Raw genomic sequence first — 15409 nt, 5'->3', positions numbered from 1 at the left:
AGAGGGAGCCACAGAACCTGTGGCTCCCAAGGGGGAAGCACCAGCGTCAGGTCAACCGGTGCCAGCCAACCGCATGGGCGCCAGCCCAGCACCCGCGGTGTGCTTCTGGAATCGCTCCTCTGCCAGTTCGTTGGCAATATCACCGGTGGGAAGCCCGGTGCGGTCAGAGCGATTGAAAATTTCGGTCAGGGTGTCGCCAATGGTGTCGACGTGTTTGCGAACCGTTTCCGGCGTTGCGTCGGTGCGTTCGTAGAACACATCGATGATGCCTCCGGCGTTGATGGCAAAGTCCGGCGCGTACAGGATGTCCTGCTGTTTGAGCATGGCATCGTGCTCCGGACGGTCCAGCAGGTTGTTGGCGGCACCGGCGATGATGCCTGCCTTCAGTTTGGGAATGCTGGCGTCGTTGAGGACTGCCCCCATGGCGCACGGTGCCACGACGTCCACCGGTAGGAACAGGATGTCCTCGGCGGAAGCGGGTCTGGCGCCCAGTTCGTCCACGGCGCGCTGGAGATTGTCCTGATGGATGTCGTGGACCCACAGTTCCGCTCCGGCTTCGCGCAGATGTCTGGCCAGACGGAAACCGACATTGCCGACGCCCTGGATAGCGACTTTCAGTCCGGTCAGATCGTCATGGCCGAGTTTGTGTCTTACGGCCGCTTTCAGGCCGATGAAGGTGCCATAGGCTGTCGCCGGGGATGGATCGCCGTTACTGGGATTGCCGTCAAAACCGGTCCGGTTGGCGATGCCGGCCACGTAACGCGTGTGCCGGCCCATCACTCTCAGATCCGCGACGCTGGTGCCTGAGTCTTCCGCCGCACTGTAGCGGCCGCCGAGGCTTTCCAGATGTTTGCCCATGGCTTCCATCAGCGCCTCGGTCTTGTGTTCGCGAGGATCACCGATGATGACGGACTTACCGCCACCCAGGTCGAGATTGGCGAGTGCGGATTTGTAGGTCATGCCCCTGGACAGGCGAAGGACATCCCGCAGGGCTTCCTCGTCGGTGGCGTAGGGAAACATCCTGCAGCCACCGAGGGCCGGGCCCCGTGAGGTGTTATGGATGGCAACGATAGCTTTCAGGCCGGTTTCCGGGTCGCAGAAAAAAGACAGGTGTTCGTGATTATCGAATTCGGGGTGACTGAATACGTTCATGGTTTTCACCGTTTCCAGATACATTGGGGCACAGGCGCCAGGGCGCTTGAACAGGTGCCGGAATCAGTTGCAGGTCAGGCTTGGCCGCGGTAATCAGGAGCCAGGGTCGGCGATCCTTCCGGTGCCCGGTGCCGTGGCAAAGTCGACAGGGCGTACGAGCCTGTGGAAACGGTCGGGATTCGGTGAACAGTCAACGAAACGGGGAGGGCGTTTGCGCCCGGAGTATGCAGAATAAGGCATGTCGAAATCCTCCTCCACCTGCCGGATCGCGGCGGTAGATGGCTGTCTTGTTCTTGTCGTCCGGCTTGTGGCCGGCTGCTCGATTTCTGGTGTCCCTGCCCGATGGATTGCGTCGGGGTGCCTTTGTGGGGCCGGACAAAAAACAACCTAGCGTCGATTGACGTTAACGTCAACGTTTGGATGGGTTACAATTTGCCAATTACCTGAGAAACTCAAGCAAGCCTCTGATCAGAGGCGATAATTTTTTTCGGAGTAAGGGTTTCTGCTTATACGCATGCGAGGGGTTCCGGCTTAGCTTCCTATGATGTCTGATCGCTCCTATCCCTATTGTCTCGAAGCCCGGAAGATTCGCAGCGAATTCTTCCGGCTGTTGCCCATCTCGTTATTCGTGGTGGCATTCGGCGCTGCGTTTGGCCTGGCCGCTACCCAAAAAGGGTTGGCGCCGCTCGAAACCATCCTGATGAGTGCGGCGGTGTTCGCCGGTGCGTCGCAGTTTGCCGCCCTCGAACTCTGGGGCAATGAAATTTCTCTGCTGCCCCTGGTGGCGGTGGTTTTTGCCATCAATTCCCGTCATCTTCTGATGGGGGCGTCGTTGTACCCCATGCTCAGGGATGTCGCCCCCGGCAAACGATACGGATTACTTCTGCTGCTGACCGATGCGAACTGGGCGGTTTCGGCCCAGGAATACCAGAGTGGCCGGCGCAACCTGGAGGTGATCGTCGGCGGTGGGCTCGCTCTCTGGCTGGCGTGGATTGTCGGAACCTGGCTGGGCGCCTATTTCGGAGGTTTGCTGTCCGATCCCAAAAGCCTTGGGCTGGACATGGTACTGGGCTGCTTCCTGCTCGCGATGGCATTGGGGGGCAACAAGTCTCCCCGTGTTCTGGTTGCCTGGACCGTTGCCGGGGCCGCCTCTCTCGCGGCATGGAAATGGCTGCCACCGAACACCCATGTGGTTACCGGAGCACTTGCCGGCGGAATGGTCGGCTTTTTCTGGACCGACCGCCAATCCACCACGAGCAGCGGAGAAACAACGTCGTGAACCTCTCGACTGCCGATTCCGGCGTTCTTCTGGTCATTGCCATCATGACCCTGGTAACCCTCACAACCCGCTTTGGCGGGGTGTTCGCCATGTCATTCGTGCGGATCAGTCCCAGGATTGAGAGCTTTATCAACACCATGGCCAGTTCGGTGCTGATTGCCATTATCGTGCCTATGGCATTCAGCGGGGACGCCGGCGCCGTCGCAGCCCTCTCGGTCACGGCGGTAACCATGCTTGTGGTGCGCAAGCCGCTGCCCGCCATCGCGGCGGGTATCGCCGCTGCTGGCCTGGTCCGTTATTTTCTCCTGTAATCAGTCAGCGGATTCGGCCATGGCGTTGGGATTTCTCAACGCCAGCTCGCCAATGCCCGGTAATTTGATGCCCAGGGCCAACGGGTTGACGCCCAGTGACAACCCCAGAATGTTGACTTCCAGCCCCTCCCGAACGCCTGCCAGCAAACCGAAATAGCCGCCGAGGCTGACCTGGTAGCCGCTTCCACCGGGTACGGCCGCAATCAGACGGTCACCCAGGTAATCCTTGCCGATGGCATGATTGGGCAGGGCGACCTCCAGCCCCGGAACGTCCCGAATTACCCAGGCGGTAAAGGTATTGCTGTTGGGGCCCGGCCAGGCCTCGTATTCGGTGGGATAGGGGTACCGCTGAATTGCGTCGTAGATCCCCGGAATCAGGCGGGCGGCTTCGTCACCGCGGATGTCGGCGTACAGGGTCGGCTCGGCCCCGTACCAGCGACGGTCCGGTATCGATGGGCGCGAACTGACGACGTAGTGGCGCCAGCCGGTGACCTCGTGGACCCGGTATTGTGTCGCCCCCTTTTCCTTGGTGGCAATCCAGGTGTGGACCGCAAAGTATCCTCGCCAACTCCAGGCTCGTGCCCCGTATACCTGGACAACTGCATCGTCGAATGCATCGGGTTTGGGGGCAATGTCCGCGCTCTCTCGGCTCGCGGTCTGCCAGTTCTCGGCGCCGTGCAGGCCACCGCTGACCGCCATGAGCAGTGGGCCGGTCATCAGGATCGTAAGGCTGGCGAGAAACCAGGCGGCACTTCGCTTCACAGTTCTTTTCATGGTTGTTGCCCGGCCTTTATTTGATGGCGGCGTCCCGGTCTTCTAGTCTCAAGGTACATGCTCCAATTACTGGGAGATACCCTATGTCAGATCACCATGTCTACAAAAAAGTAGAGATCGTCGGTTCCTCGAAAACGAGTATTGAGGAGGCCATCGAGAACGCGGTGGCCGAGTGTGGCAAAAGCGTAAAACATATGGAGTGGTTCGAGGTGATGGAGACCCGCGGCCACATCGTTGACGGTAAAGTCGGCCATTATCAGGTGGTGTTGAAGATCGGGTTCCGAATTACCAACAGTTAGTCGCAGAACTGTATGGCCCTGGTAACGCGTTGGGAGGTCCCCTGATGATGCATGAAAAGGATCTTCCCCTGCTGGTGGATCTGTACGAGCTCGCGATGGCGCAGGCGTACTGGCACGAAGGGATGCAGGAGCGTGCCGTGTTCAGCCTGTTCTTCCGCGATCTGCCTGAGCATCGCAACTTCGTTCTGGCCTGCGGTCAGCGCAACATAGCCGAAGTGCTTGAGGGCCTGCAATTCTCCGAGGATCACATCGAGCGCCTGAGACAGCTCAACCGGTTTCAGCCGGGCTTTCTGGAGTGGCTGCGTTCCTTCCGCTTCAGTGGCAGCCTGCACGCGGTTCCCGAGGGAACCCCGCTGTTTCCCCAGGAGCCGCTGCTGGAGATCGAAGCGCCGATTGCTGAAGCTCAGATCCTGGAAAGCCTGGTCATGAATTACGTTCACCTGGAATCGGTGCTGGCCACCAAAGCGGTGCGGTTGGCGCTGGCGGCGGACGGGCGTCCCGTCGTGGATTTCGGGCTGCGGCGCATGCATGGCATTGATGCCGGTCACCGGAGCGTTCGGGCGTTCCGCCTGGCCGGTCTTTCGGCCACCAGCAACGTACTGGCCGGGCTGGATTTTGACATGGACGTTAACGGCACCATGGCACACAGCTTTGTTCAGGCCTATCCGGACGAGCTTGAAGCCTTCAAGGTATATGCCCACCTGTACCCGGGTACCACCTTGCTGGTCGATACCTATGACAGCCGACGTGCGGTCCGGCGCATTGTGTCATGGTTGCGTGAGAAACCTTTGACAAACATCGGAGCCATTCGGCTGGACTCCGGCGATCTCGCCGCAGAGGCGAGAGACTGCCGGAGGATTCTGGACGATGGAGGTTTTCCACAGATCAGGATCATGGCCAGCGGTGGCCTGGACGAATACCGGATTGCCCGCCTACTGGCAGAGGAGGCGCCGATCGATGGCTTCGGCGTGGGCACCGCTATTGGTGTGGCGGCGGACGCCCCGGCCCTGGAACTGGCTTACAAGCTGACCGAATATGCCGGCGAGCCGAAGATGAAGAGTTCCTCTGGAAAAGTCTCATTGCCGGGACGCAAACAGGTCTTCCGGGTGCTGGATGACGATGGGCGAATTGTCCGGGACACCGTGGCTGGTCGAATGGAGAATGCGGAGGGTCGGCCCCTGCTGGAACCAATTATGGAAAATGGCCGGATACTACCCGAAGCGATCGGCCCACTGGCCTCACAGGTTGACGGCGCGCAACAGGCCATCGCGTCACTGCCGGATCCGCTGTTGGGCCTGGAGCCTGCCGAACCGGTCCCGGTCCAAATCAGTGACTATCTCACCCAATTGCAGAGGGACTCCCTCGCTGTCGTTGCAGGCCAGCGTCGCTAGCGAAGCATCCGGTCCCGGATTTCCTCTGCGAGCGAGTTCATCAACTCCCGGGCGTCCTGTTCGTGCAGAGAGTGACATTTCTCCTGCATGAGCCGCCGATCATGGTCGGATGGATGGGTAGACACTTCCTTCAGGAGGTCGAGGTACTGACAGGCGGCGAGATGGGCCTTGATTTCCGTATCCACGAGCCGACTGATCAACTGTTCCACTTTTCCGCTGCAGAAAGGGCGATGGCGATTCAGTCCCTGGCGGGCTTCCAGCGCCGCATTGCGGGCTTCGAGGCGCAGGTCTCCGACCGGTTCCCCGGCCTCAACCGTTCTGAGGAACTGGCCGGTCTTGTCATGCAGTTGCCAGAGCTGCGGCCAGATCGTCTGGTAGGCCACCTTTTCCGTCTGATAGGCATTGCCCTGGAGCGCGTCGGTCGTGCTGCTGGCAGAGGACGTCGGGCCGTTGAAATGGGCGACGCGGATGTCGTCGATCTCGCGCCAGAGCGTGTCGGCCTTTTCTCGAAGTACCTCCAGTTTCTCACTGTGCTGCTGGCGGATACGGGAAGCGTACATGAGCGCCGACAGGGCAATGATCAAGGCCACACCTGCCAGAATCAGAAGGCCATGTCCGGTAGTGATGATCGCGGGCAGGAACTGGGTGTCCATGATACGCCGTCCTTTTTGACCCTGTTCGCGGATCGGTCCCCTCAGTATAGAAGCTAATCCGGTTCCTGTTGGCGATAGGGCAGCAGGGTCTGGGCTTCACGTTGATAGGCCCGGACCTGGACGGCTTCCTCCAGCGTGAACTCCCGGATAGCCTCCCGGAATCCCTCATGGAGGATGCCGTGCCAGGAGTGGGTGAGCGTGGGTTCGAAGCCGCGCACCAGTTTGTGCTCACCCTGGGCTCCGGCGTCAAAGCGGGTAAGGCCCAGGTCGATGGCTATTTCGATGCCCTGGTAATAACAGGTCTCGAAATGAAGGTGATCGAATTCATCGAGGCATCCCCAGTAGCGCCCGTAAAGCGTGTCACCACCGGTCAGGAACAGGGCTCCGGCGATCATCCGGTCTTCCTTGACCGCCATGACAATCTCCAGGTGCTCGGGTAACCGGTCCCGCAACAACTGGAAAAACCGCTTGTTGAGATAGGGGCGCTGACCACGTTTGAGGTACGTGGCCTGGTAGAACACATAAAAGGCCGAGAGAACGGCGTCCGGCAGAGCGTGTCCGCTGAAGCGTCTGAACGTGATGCCCTGTTCAGCGACCTGTCTGCGTTCCCGGCGAATGGACTTGCGCTTGCGGGAGGTAAGTGTTGCCAGAAAATCATCGAATTGGCGGTAGCCATGATTGTGCCAATGGAACTGGCAGCCAATCCGGTGAAGTTCTTCCGGTTCGTGCAGCAAGGCCTGATCGGCCTCGTCCGGAAACAGGAGGTGCCACGAATGTGCTCCGATTTCTTCGCAAAGCGTGTCCAGTCCTGAAGACAGCGCCGGTGGCGCCAGGGCATTCCGGACATGATCGGCCAGCATCAGCCGCGGTCCCCGGGAAGGTGTGAAAGGGACGGCGATCAGGAGCTTGGGGTAGTAAGGCACACCGTAGCGCTGGTAGGCATCGGCCCAGGCCCAGTCAAACACGTATTCGCCCATGGAGTGATACTTCAGGTAAGCCGGCGCCACTCCGACAATGTCGGTGCCCTCCCGAAATATCAGGTGGCTGGGTTGCCATCCGGTGTCGGCGGTTGTGCAACCGGATTCCTCCAGGCTCTGAAAGAATTCGTAGCGAAGGAAGGGGTTGTCCCGGCCTGCAAACTGCTCCCAGACGTCTTTCGGCAGATCCGAAATCCGTTGGCAGGTCTCGAGTTCAAAGGCGACGGCTTCTGACATGGTGCGGAAACTTCCTCGGAGTGTTCCCGATACCATACGTCAGAAGCCGCGGTCTGATCACTAGCGATTATTTATCCTGGTTTGTGCAGCGCTCGGCCAGTCGTTCCCGCCATTTCTCGGCTCGCGCCTCGTGCTGCTGTCGACGCTCCATCTGCATCTCGTCCCAGACCTTGCGCTGTTCGTTATCAAGCTTCAGGCGGTCAGCCATCTCGGCATGTCGCTTGTCCGCTTCCGCCCGGTATTTTTCACGCCGCTCCTGCCGCGCCTCTGGACTGAATTTTCCCGTGCCTTCACGGAACTCTTGGCACAGTTGCGACATATCGCGTTTGCCATAGGCGTCCTTGCCATGGTGGTCCGCCAGGGCCAGCGGACTGGCGATTAACAGAGCAGAGGCCAGGGCGCCTGCTGCCATCGTGGAGAGTTTACGTCTGTTCATGGATTTTCCTCATGGTGGAACCGTTCAATCGGCGTTTTGTTCACGGGAGCATGGTAACCCCGGCCTCCGTCAATCCACGTCAGGGCTCTGTAAAGGTTTTGCAAAGCACAAATCCGGAAAATCAGCACGGGTAAGTCACCGTGTTAGACTGCTGCCATTGCAATGGGAGGTTGGACGATGCAGAACCGGGTGTTACTGGTGGAGGACGACGAGGAGCTCAGGGAGCTACTGGCCCGTTACTTGTCGAACCAGGGGTTTGACGTTCGCGAAGCGGCCAACGGTCGGGATGGTCTGGCACTGGCCCTGGGGCAGGACTGTGACATTGTGGTTCTGGATATCATGCTGCCGGATATGAACGGGCTGGAGGTACTTCGGTCGTTGCGGTCAGAGACCCACCTGCCGGTGGTTCTGTTGACGGCCCGGGGCGACGAGACGGACCGTATCGTCGGGTTTGAAGTGGGCGCGGACGATTACATTCCCAAGCCCTGCAACCCCAGAGAGCTGGTGGCGCGCCTCCAGGCCCTGTTACGGCGTATTGCCTGGGATCAGAAGTCCGAGGTCAACGGCACCCGGGAATACGGTGATCTCCGGCTGGAGACGGCAAACCGCCGGATCTACCAGAATGGTGAACCCCTCGAACTGACCGCCACCGAATACGAGGTCCTCCAGGTGCTGTTGGCACACGCCGGCAGTGTCGTGCGCAAGACCGACCTGATGCAGTGGGCGTTAGGCCGGCGTCTGGAGGCTTATGACCGGACCCTGGATATGCACATCAGCAATCTGCGAAAGAAACTCGGTAACGACGATCCTCCCCGGATCGAGACGGTGCGTGGGCTGGGCTACAGTTACCGGGTGCCATTGTGAAGCGTCGCCTTACTTTCTCCCTGTTCTGGCGGATTTTCCTGTCCATCTGGCTGGCCATGGCGGTGACCGTGGTGTCCAGTAATCTCGCGACCCGCTACCTGCTCGACCGTGAGCGCCAGGCGATTGAGCGGCAGGTTGGCCTGCAGGATCTTGCCCAACGCGCCATCGCGATTCGTGAGCAGGATGGCCGGGGAGACGCCTGGCGTTTCCTCCGGGCCCAGGGCGAACGGTTGGACCTGCACCTGGTGCTGATCCAGCGGGATGAACATGACGATTCGCTCCCGAAACCCATTCGTGAGCGTATGAATTCCGCCTGGTACCCTCAAAAGCCCGCGGTGATCCGGATCTCGGATGAATACCGGTTGATCGCCTGGCCCCGGGCCAGTGGTGACGGGTGGCTGGATCCCCGATTCTTCCGGACCCTGGAGCTCGGATTTGCCTTCATCCTGATTACCCTCGCCTGTTGGTGGATTGCGCGTCTGGTGTCGCGTCCACTCAAGCACATGGAGTCCACGGCCCGGGAAATTGCCGCTGGCAGGAACCAGCTTCGTGTCAGCCAGAAAATCGCTGGCCGCCGGGACGAGGTGGGTCAGCTGGCGACCGCTTTCAATGCCATGACCGATCAGCTCTGCGATCTCCTGGAGCGTCAGAAGGGCCTGTTACGGGATATCTCCCACGACCTGAGAACGCCGCTCACGAGGCAGCGTATCGCGATTGAGCTCGCCAGCGACAGCGGTGCAGACGAGGCCCTGATCGCCAGTATCCTGCGTCAGAACGAACGTCTTGAGGCCATGACCTCCCAGATCCTGTCGCTGTATCGGGTGGCGGAGAAGGGCGGTGACATCGCGCGTGAACCGGTAAAGCCGGTCCGGCTGATAAATCAGGTGCTACGAGACGCCGCCGACTATGCTGAACACCAGGGAGTGGACTGTCAGCTGTCGGCCACGGACGAAGCGTCCGGGGTGACAGTGCTGGGTGACGCCGGGCTACTCCAGCGGGCCTTCGACAACATCCTGCAGAATGCCCTGGATCACACTCCGCCCGGAAAATCGGTGCAGATTCGTGTGGCCGTGGAACAGCAGTGGGTGTGTATCGAAATCCGGGATCAGGGCCCGGGTGCGGAAGAGGGCTCGCTTCCACACCTGTTCGAGCCTTTTTTCAGGGCGGACAAGTCGCGGGGCGGCTCCGGGTGGGGGCTTGGCCTGGCCATCGCAAGGGACATCGTCAATGCTCACGATGGCCGTATCGGGGCCAGAAACGATGAGTCTGGTGGCCTAAGGGTGGCGATCCGGTTGCCGGTGTTTACGGCGGGGTGAGTCAACGGTCTCCTGACGATCCTCGTCGCATGGTTTAAGATCGGCGGCGCCGGAGAAGTCGATACCCTCCTGCAGTTCATCCTCGTCAAAGCGGATACCGCAGGCCGCTTTTCGAACTTTTGCCGGTGGCGCTGTTCCAGGACGGCTGTTTTCGTCTGCTGACATAAGGCACCTCACATCATGAGCAAAGATTATCCCGTCCCCGCAGGATACCTTGAGCGGGAGACGGAGGTGAAGAAAAGTCGTTTTATTGCCCGGGTGGCACCGGTTGCCTCGCGGGACGAAGTTCACCAGTGGCTGGCACAGGCGCATCGTGATCATCCGGATGCCCGCCAAATCTGCTGGGCCTACCAGATTGGCCGGCCCGGCTCGGCTGCGGAGGCGGCAATGAACGACGATGGAGAGCCTTCGGGGACAGCCGGAAAGCCGATTCTCAATGTCATTCAGCACAAGGATATGGGAGACGTGCTGGTGATGGTCATTCGCTATTTTGGCGGTATCAAGCTGGGTGCCGGAGGTCTGGTCCGGGCCTATGCCGGAGCGGCGGAGAGTGTCCTGTCGGCTGTCGACAGGGTTGTTCATCAACCGATGACAAGCGTTAAGGTCACCATGTCTTTCGCCGACGAACAGCCGCTGCGTCACTGGTGCGAGGTGAATGGAGCTCGGGTCGACTCGGTCGACTATGGGACGTCGGTGACGGCGGACGTCCTGGTACCTGACGAAAAAGTGAACGCCCTCAAGGCCTTTTGTGAGGCCGGGCAGCTGCATTACGATCTGGAAAGATAACGGACCGAAGTGCCGTCAAGGTTCGTGTAGCGGGCGTATACTTGTGAAATCGCTCGAACTGTTCAATCACCCATGGAGCAATCGCTATGCGCAGTCTTATCTGGGTTCTGTTCGCCGCGGTGCTGAGCGGATGCGCCAGCAACGTCGTCACGGATTACAACGACTCGGTCGTTTTCGGAAACTACGCGAGCTGGGCATTTGCACCCAATGCCGGGGAGTCTTCGTTCGTCTCCCTGGATGGCAACCGTGTACGTCAGGCCGTTGACCGGGAGCTGGCTCGCAAGGCGATGCGCCAGGTTCCGGAAGCCGAGGCGGATTTGCTGGTGAACTGGCAGATCGTGGAGGAAGAGCGCCTGGACCAGAGTGGTGTCGGGCTGGGATTCGGGTTCGGCACAGGCCACTTTGGCTGGGCGCTGGCGGCACCGCCCCCCGTTCGTCAGGTCAGCGAGGGCAAGCTGGTGATCGAATTGGTGGATACCAAGACCGATCAGGTGGTCTGGCGGGCGGCCAGTCGCCGCTATTTGCGCGAGAGCCAGTCGCCGGAAACCCGCAGCAAGCTGATCGACGAAGTGGTTTCGGAAATGTTTTCGAAGTACCCTCCGGGCATCGAATAAGCAGTGAATCCGGAGGCAGTATGAAGAAGCGGACTGGCGGACTGGTCTATTCAACGGAGCAGGGCCGGATGTGTCCGGGATGCCGGAACCCGATGGATCAGTGTACCTGCGGTGCGTCCGAGCGTCCGTCGGGTGACGGCATCGTTCGTGTCAGCCGGGAGACCAAGGGCCGCAAAGGCAAGGGTGTTACCCTGATTACCGGCATTCCCCTTGGCGACAAAGAGCTCAAGGCCTTCGCCAAGGTCCTGAAGGGCAAGTGCGGGACAGGCGGTACGGTCAAGGATGGCGTGGTGGAGATTCAGGGCGATCAGCGCGATCTCCTTGTGCCCCTTCTGGAACAGAAAGGCTGGACGGTCAAACGCGCTGGTGGCTGATGGTCTAACGCGCAAACCCCGACTGCCCGCGTTACAATAGGATCCGGGCAGTCATTTCCCCGAACTCTCATGAATATGCGAACTCCCTGGGCGTCTCGTTCAACGAGACGTTGGGGATTCTTTGATCGGAGGCAAGCATGCACATTCTGGTGTTGGGCGCGGGTGTTGTCGGTACGACCACCGCCTGGTTTTTGCAGAAGCAGGGACATCAGGTCACGGTGGTGGATCGTCAGAGCCAGGCCGGCCTCGAAACCAGTTACGCCAATGGCGGCCAGATTTCCGTGTCCCATGCCGAACCCTGGGCCAACCCCTCGGCGCCGTTGAAAGTGCTCAAGTGGCTGACGAAAGCAGACGCGCCGCTGTTGTTCCGGCCACGCCTTGACCCGGCCCAATGGCGCTGGGCCCTCTCGTTTCTCAGCGAGTGTACCGCGTCGAAAGCGGCCCATAACATCCGCCAGATGGTCAATCTCGGAACCTACAGCCGGACACAGCTCCAGGCTTTGAGGAAGGAACTGGGACTGGAATACGATCATCTGGAAAAGGGCATTCTCCACTTCTACACCAACCCGGAAGAATTCGACGGCGCCATCGAGCCGACCCGCATCATGCAGGATCTGGGCTGCGACCGACAGATCATCGACGCCAAAAGGGCGGTTGAACTGGAGCCTGCCCTGAATCCGATCAAACACCGCATCGCAGGCGCCACCTACACCAGCGAGGACGAGTCCGGTGATGCCCGGAAATTCACCCAGGCGCTGGCCAAACGCTGTCAGGAAGCCGGGGTCGAATTCCGCTACAACACCGATATCGTCGGGTTCGACCAGGCCGGAGAACGGTTGTTGGGCGTCCAGATTCTCAATGCGGGCCACCACGAGACCTTGCGCGCGGACTCCTATGTCCTTTGCCTGGGCAGCTTCAGTGCCATTCTGGCCCGGCAACTCGGGCTTTCGCTGAACATCTATCCGGCCAAGGGATATTCGATTACCGTCCCGGTCAAGAATGAAGAGGCAGCGTTTAACGTGAGCCTGACCGACGACGAGTACAAGCTGGTCTACTCACGCCTGGGAGACCGTCTGCGCGTGGCCGGAACGGCCGAGCTGAATGGTTACAGCCGACAGCTGAACCTCACCCGCTGCCGTGCCATCGTGAGACGCACTGCGGAAGTGATGCCGGAAGCCGGCGACTGGGATAAAGCCGAATTCTGGACCGGTCTGCGGCCTACCACACCCTCAAACGTGCCATACATCGGCAAGAGTCACTTTGCCAATCTGTACCTGAACACCGGGCACGGCACCCTCGGCTGGACGCATTCATGCGGATCGGCAGCGGCTCTGGCCGATATTGTCGATGGCAGGACGCCGGAGGTGGATTTCACGTTCGCGGGAGTCTGAGGGGAAGTCCCGGGACCTCAGGGGCCCCGGGGGACGTTCGGCTGGTTGATCAGTCTTTCAACTGATCCCGGATCAGTTTCTTGTTGATCTTACCAACACTGGTTTTCGGGATGTCGTCGACGAAATCCATCTGTTCCGGGATGGCCCACTTGTTGATGTCGCCCTTGTCGACAAACTGTTGCAGGTGTTTCTGGATGTCCTCGAGCGAGGCGTCCTCACCCGGTTTCAGTGTTACCAGCGCATAGGGTCGTTCGCCCCATTTTTCATCGGGCACGCCGACCACTGCTGCGCCGGCGACCGCCGGATGCTGGCTGATCAGGTTCTCAAGATCCAGTGACGACAGCCATTCGCCGCCGGTCTTGATCACATCCTTGATCCGGTCCTTGATGGTCAGGGTATTGTCGGGCTCCATGCTTGCCACGTCGCCAGTGTGCAGCCAGCCGCCTTCCCACAGTTCTTCGCCTTTCTCGGGCTCCTTGAAGTAGCTCTGGGTAAGCCAGGGCGCGCGGGCAACCACTTCACCCTTGGCCTCGCCGTCGTGGGGGACCGGCTTGCCCGAGGGATCGACGATTTCCAGGTCCACCAGGGGCACGGCAATACCGGTTTTCACCCTCTGATCCGTCTGTTGCTCCAGCGGGAGTTCCAGATCCTCGGGTTTCAGGTAGGTGGTGCTCAGCAGCGGGCAGGTTTCCGACATGCCGTAACCGGTATACATGCGAATGCCCAGTTTGGCACCCGCATCACAGAGACCTTTGGTCAGTGCGCTGCCGCCGATCAATACGTGCCAGTTGCTGAGGTCCGCGGTCTTGATGGACTCCGTGGCCATCATCATCTGCATGATGGTCGGCACGCAGTGGGAGAAAGTGACCTTGTGCTCCTTGAGCAGGTCAACCAGAAGTTCCGGCTCGTAGCGGCCGGGATACACCTGCTTGATGCCCATCATGGTGGCGGCGTAGGGAACGCCCCAGGCATGGACGTGGAACATCGGTGTCACCGGCATATAGACAGAGTTGGAGCGCATCAGCGGCATTTCATCGGAGAAGCCCAGGGAGCCAACCTGTGCCAGTGTGTGCAGCACCAGCTGCCGGTGGCTGAAATAGACACCCTTCGGGTTGCCGGTTGTACCGGTGGTGTAGAAGGTCGTGGCAACACTGTTCTCGTCAAAGTCCGGGAAGTCGAAGTGTGCCTCTGCCCGGGTTAGCAGGCTTTCGTATTCGCCGGCGGTATTGAGAGCGGTCTCTTTGGGAGCGTCATTGTCGGTGAGCTGGATATAGCTCTTGACCGTCTTGATCTCGCCCTTCACGGCTTCGAGGATGGGCAGGAAGTCATCGTGCACCAGCACCACATCGTCTTCGGCGTGGTTCATGGTGTAGACGATCTGCTCCGGCGACAGCCGCACGTTGATCGTGTGCAGAACGGCACCGATCATCGGAATGGCGAAAAAGCATTCCAGGTAACGTGGCGTGTCCCAGTCCATCACGGCGACGGTATCACCCGGTTTGACACCGGCGTCGGTGAGCGCGTTGGCGAGACGATGGATGCGCTCGACAAGGGTGGTGTAGGTGTATTTGCTGCGGTTCGCGTAATGAATTTCCTGGTCGGGATTGTAACGGGGGCCCGAGAGCAGGAGGTTTTTGATAAGCAGCGGGTACTGGTAAGCGTTATTGGCCGGGGACAGAATTCGGGTCTGTGCCATGTTGTGGTCCTCTTTCTCTGCTTCTGGTTGTTATTGCGTCGAGAGTGTTAAATCTGACACAGATTGGCAGAAACGGGAACCGGTGAGAGGCAAAAAATCGCAGAACATACCCTTTCAAATTAACAGGATGGGTACGCTCTGCGAATTCTGGTGTTATTCGTAGGTACAGAGGTACGCGGTGTCGATATCGGTTTTTGCCTTGAAGCTCGCCTGACCGGCCACATCGAAGCTTTCACCGGCGCCGTAGGTCATCCATTCGTTCATGCCCGGCAACAGCACCGTCAGTGCGCCACTGATGATGGTCATGGTTTCCTTTTTGGTGGTGCCGAACTCGAATTCACCCGGGCTGATAACGCCAACCGTTGCCGGCAGGGTTGCAGTCTGGAAACCGATCGACTTGGCTCTGCCATCGAAATACTCGTTCACTTTCAGCATGAGTTTGCCTCCTGAAGACGTTTGGGCGACCTACTATACGGCAAAATCCTGTCAGGCCAATGACAAATTTCCCGTTGCCAGCCTACTGTTCCCAGGGTTTTCCGCGCGTGCCCTCAGCAGGCGGAACATCAATGTGCATGGCGGCTTTGGCCAGAATGTTGGCGCTGACCGGCGCGGTAATGAACAGAAAGACCGTCACCAGAATTTCCGACACACCGATACCTTCGCCGGACGCGCTGAAATAGATCACCGAGCTGAGCATGATGGCCCCGACGCCCAGGGTGGTGGCTTTCGTAGGGCCATGAAGCCGGCTGAAAAAGTCGGGCAGGCGTGCAAGGCCAATGGCCCCGACCAGCGTGAAGGCGCCACCGATCAGAAGCAGGGCGCTGATGGCATATTCCGCAACTGGATGCATCATTGTTCC

Annotated in this window: 18 protein-coding genes; 10 read left to right on the top strand and 8 right to left on the bottom strand. The window is 59.7% G+C overall.

Translation table 11 applies throughout. The annotated features are described in order from the left end of the window. Nucleotides 1-51: 51 nt before the first annotated feature. Entirely contained in the window at nucleotides 52-1152 is a 1101-nt protein-coding gene (locus tag MSNKSG1_RS09755; protein ID WP_040886843.1) for a Glu/Leu/Phe/Val family dehydrogenase, read from the bottom strand. A gap of 544 nt (nucleotides 1153-1696) precedes the next feature. On the opposite strand from MSNKSG1_RS09755, the gene MSNKSG1_RS09750 reads away from it, so the two are divergent. Both MSNKSG1_RS09750 and MSNKSG1_RS09745 read left to right on the top strand, forming a co-directional pair. Next, the gene (locus tag MSNKSG1_RS09750) at nucleotides 1697-2431 is read left to right on the top strand and encodes an AzlC family ABC transporter permease (RefSeq protein ID WP_040886842.1); all 735 of its coding nucleotides are present in this window, start codon (nucleotides 1697-1699) and stop codon (nucleotides 2429-2431) included. Continuing rightward, on the top strand, nucleotides 2428-2742 hold the full coding sequence (locus MSNKSG1_RS09745) for an AzlD family protein (protein ID WP_008939091.1): 315 nt from the start codon (nucleotides 2428-2430) through the stop codon (nucleotides 2740-2742). Before MSNKSG1_RS09750 ends, MSNKSG1_RS09745 begins: the two co-directional genes overlap by 4 nt. Here MSNKSG1_RS09745 and MSNKSG1_RS09740 read toward each other — a convergent pair whose 3' ends face one another. Then, the gene (locus MSNKSG1_RS09740; RefSeq protein WP_040886742.1) at nucleotides 2743-3516 is read right to left on the bottom strand and encodes a DUF3750 domain-containing protein; all 774 of its coding nucleotides are present in this window, start codon (nucleotides 3514-3516) and stop codon (nucleotides 2743-2745) included. It abuts the gene before it with no gap. A gap of 83 nt (nucleotides 3517-3599) precedes the next feature. Here MSNKSG1_RS09740 and MSNKSG1_RS09735 point away from each other — a divergent pair, with 83 nt between their 5' ends. Further along, a complete protein-coding gene (locus MSNKSG1_RS09735; protein ID WP_008939089.1) occupies nucleotides 3600-3815 on the top strand; it encodes a dodecin in 216 nt (71 codons plus the stop codon). A 44-nt stretch (nucleotides 3816-3859) separates the two neighbouring features. Then, nucleotides 3860-5206 carry a nicotinate phosphoribosyltransferase gene (locus MSNKSG1_RS09730; RefSeq protein ID WP_008939088.1) on the top strand — a complete coding sequence of 449 codons (1347 nt, stop codon included), beginning with the start codon at nucleotides 3860-3862 and terminating at the stop codon, nucleotides 5204-5206. Here the strand turns inward: MSNKSG1_RS09730 and MSNKSG1_RS09725 are convergent. The 3 genes from MSNKSG1_RS09725 to MSNKSG1_RS09715 all read right to left on the bottom strand — a co-directional run bounded on the left by MSNKSG1_RS09725 (nucleotide 5203) and on the right by MSNKSG1_RS09715 (nucleotide 7509). Continuing rightward, on the bottom strand, nucleotides 5203-5859 hold the full coding sequence (locus MSNKSG1_RS09725) for a hypothetical protein (protein ID WP_008939087.1): 657 nt from the start codon (nucleotides 5857-5859) through the stop codon (nucleotides 5203-5205). The genes MSNKSG1_RS09730 and MSNKSG1_RS09725 overlap by 4 nt on opposite strands. Nucleotides 5860-5912: 53 nt before the next feature. Continuing rightward, nucleotides 5913-7073 carry a GNAT family N-acetyltransferase gene (locus tag MSNKSG1_RS09720; RefSeq protein ID WP_008939086.1) on the bottom strand — a complete coding sequence of 387 codons (1161 nt, stop codon included), beginning with the start codon at nucleotides 7071-7073 and terminating at the stop codon, nucleotides 5913-5915. Nucleotides 7074-7140: 67 nt separating this feature from the next. Then, entirely contained in the window at nucleotides 7141-7509 is a 369-nt protein-coding gene (locus MSNKSG1_RS09715; RefSeq protein WP_008939085.1) for a hypothetical protein, read from the bottom strand. A gap of 177 nt (nucleotides 7510-7686) precedes the next feature. Here MSNKSG1_RS09715 and MSNKSG1_RS09710 point away from each other — a divergent pair, with 177 nt between their 5' ends. From MSNKSG1_RS09710 to MSNKSG1_RS09685, 6 genes are all read left to right on the top strand, one after another. Further along, nucleotides 7687-8373 carry a response regulator transcription factor gene (locus MSNKSG1_RS09710; protein WP_008939084.1) on the top strand — a complete coding sequence of 229 codons (687 nt, stop codon included), beginning with the start codon at nucleotides 7687-7689 and terminating at the stop codon, nucleotides 8371-8373. Further along, entirely contained in the window at nucleotides 8370-9689 is a 1320-nt protein-coding gene (locus tag MSNKSG1_RS09705) for a sensor histidine kinase (protein WP_008939083.1), read from the top strand. The genes MSNKSG1_RS09710 and MSNKSG1_RS09705 overlap by 4 nt, the downstream gene beginning before the upstream one ends. A gap of 180 nt (nucleotides 9690-9869) precedes the next feature. Continuing rightward, nucleotides 9870-10475, top strand: coding sequence for an IMPACT family protein (locus tag MSNKSG1_RS09700; RefSeq protein ID WP_008939082.1), 606 nt, complete (start codon nucleotides 9870-9872; stop codon nucleotides 10473-10475). Between the two features lie 86 nt (nucleotides 10476-10561). Further along, on the top strand, nucleotides 10562-11089 hold the full coding sequence (locus tag MSNKSG1_RS09695) for a DUF4136 domain-containing protein (protein ID WP_008939081.1): 528 nt from the start codon (nucleotides 10562-10564) through the stop codon (nucleotides 11087-11089). Nucleotides 11090-11109: 20 nt separating this feature from the next. After that, nucleotides 11110-11463, top strand: coding sequence for a translation initiation factor Sui1 (locus MSNKSG1_RS09690; protein ID WP_008939080.1), 354 nt, complete (start codon nucleotides 11110-11112; stop codon nucleotides 11461-11463). Between the two features lie 137 nt (nucleotides 11464-11600). Then, the gene (locus MSNKSG1_RS09685; RefSeq protein WP_008939079.1) at nucleotides 11601-12854 is read left to right on the top strand and encodes a D-amino acid dehydrogenase; all 1254 of its coding nucleotides are present in this window, start codon (nucleotides 11601-11603) and stop codon (nucleotides 12852-12854) included. A 49-nt stretch (nucleotides 12855-12903) separates the two neighbouring features. Here MSNKSG1_RS09685 and MSNKSG1_RS09680 read toward each other — a convergent pair whose 3' ends face one another. The 3 genes from MSNKSG1_RS09680 to MSNKSG1_RS09670 all read right to left on the bottom strand — a co-directional run bounded on the left by MSNKSG1_RS09680 (nucleotide 12904) and on the right by MSNKSG1_RS09670 (nucleotide 15400). Continuing rightward, nucleotides 12904-14550 carry a fatty acid--CoA ligase gene (locus MSNKSG1_RS09680; RefSeq protein ID WP_008939078.1) on the bottom strand — a complete coding sequence of 549 codons (1647 nt, stop codon included), beginning with the start codon at nucleotides 14548-14550 and terminating at the stop codon, nucleotides 12904-12906. A gap of 153 nt (nucleotides 14551-14703) precedes the next feature. Next, nucleotides 14704-14985 carry a pyrimidine/purine nucleoside phosphorylase gene (gene ppnP, locus MSNKSG1_RS09675; RefSeq protein ID WP_008939077.1) on the bottom strand — a complete coding sequence of 94 codons (282 nt, stop codon included), beginning with the start codon at nucleotides 14983-14985 and terminating at the stop codon, nucleotides 14704-14706. Between the two features lie 82 nt (nucleotides 14986-15067). Next, complete coding sequence (locus tag MSNKSG1_RS09670; protein ID WP_008939076.1) at nucleotides 15068-15400, bottom strand: Na+/H+ antiporter subunit G; 333 nt, start codon at nucleotides 15398-15400, stop codon at nucleotides 15068-15070. Nucleotides 15401-15409: the final 9 nt, after the last annotated feature.

Source organism: Marinobacter santoriniensis NKSG1, assembly GCF_000347775.1.
GTDB lineage: Bacteria > Pseudomonadota > Gammaproteobacteria > Pseudomonadales > Oleiphilaceae > Marinobacter > Marinobacter santoriniensis.
The sequence above is the reverse complement of the archived record's forward strand: the minus strand, read 5'-3'. Positions and strand labels throughout refer to the sequence as shown.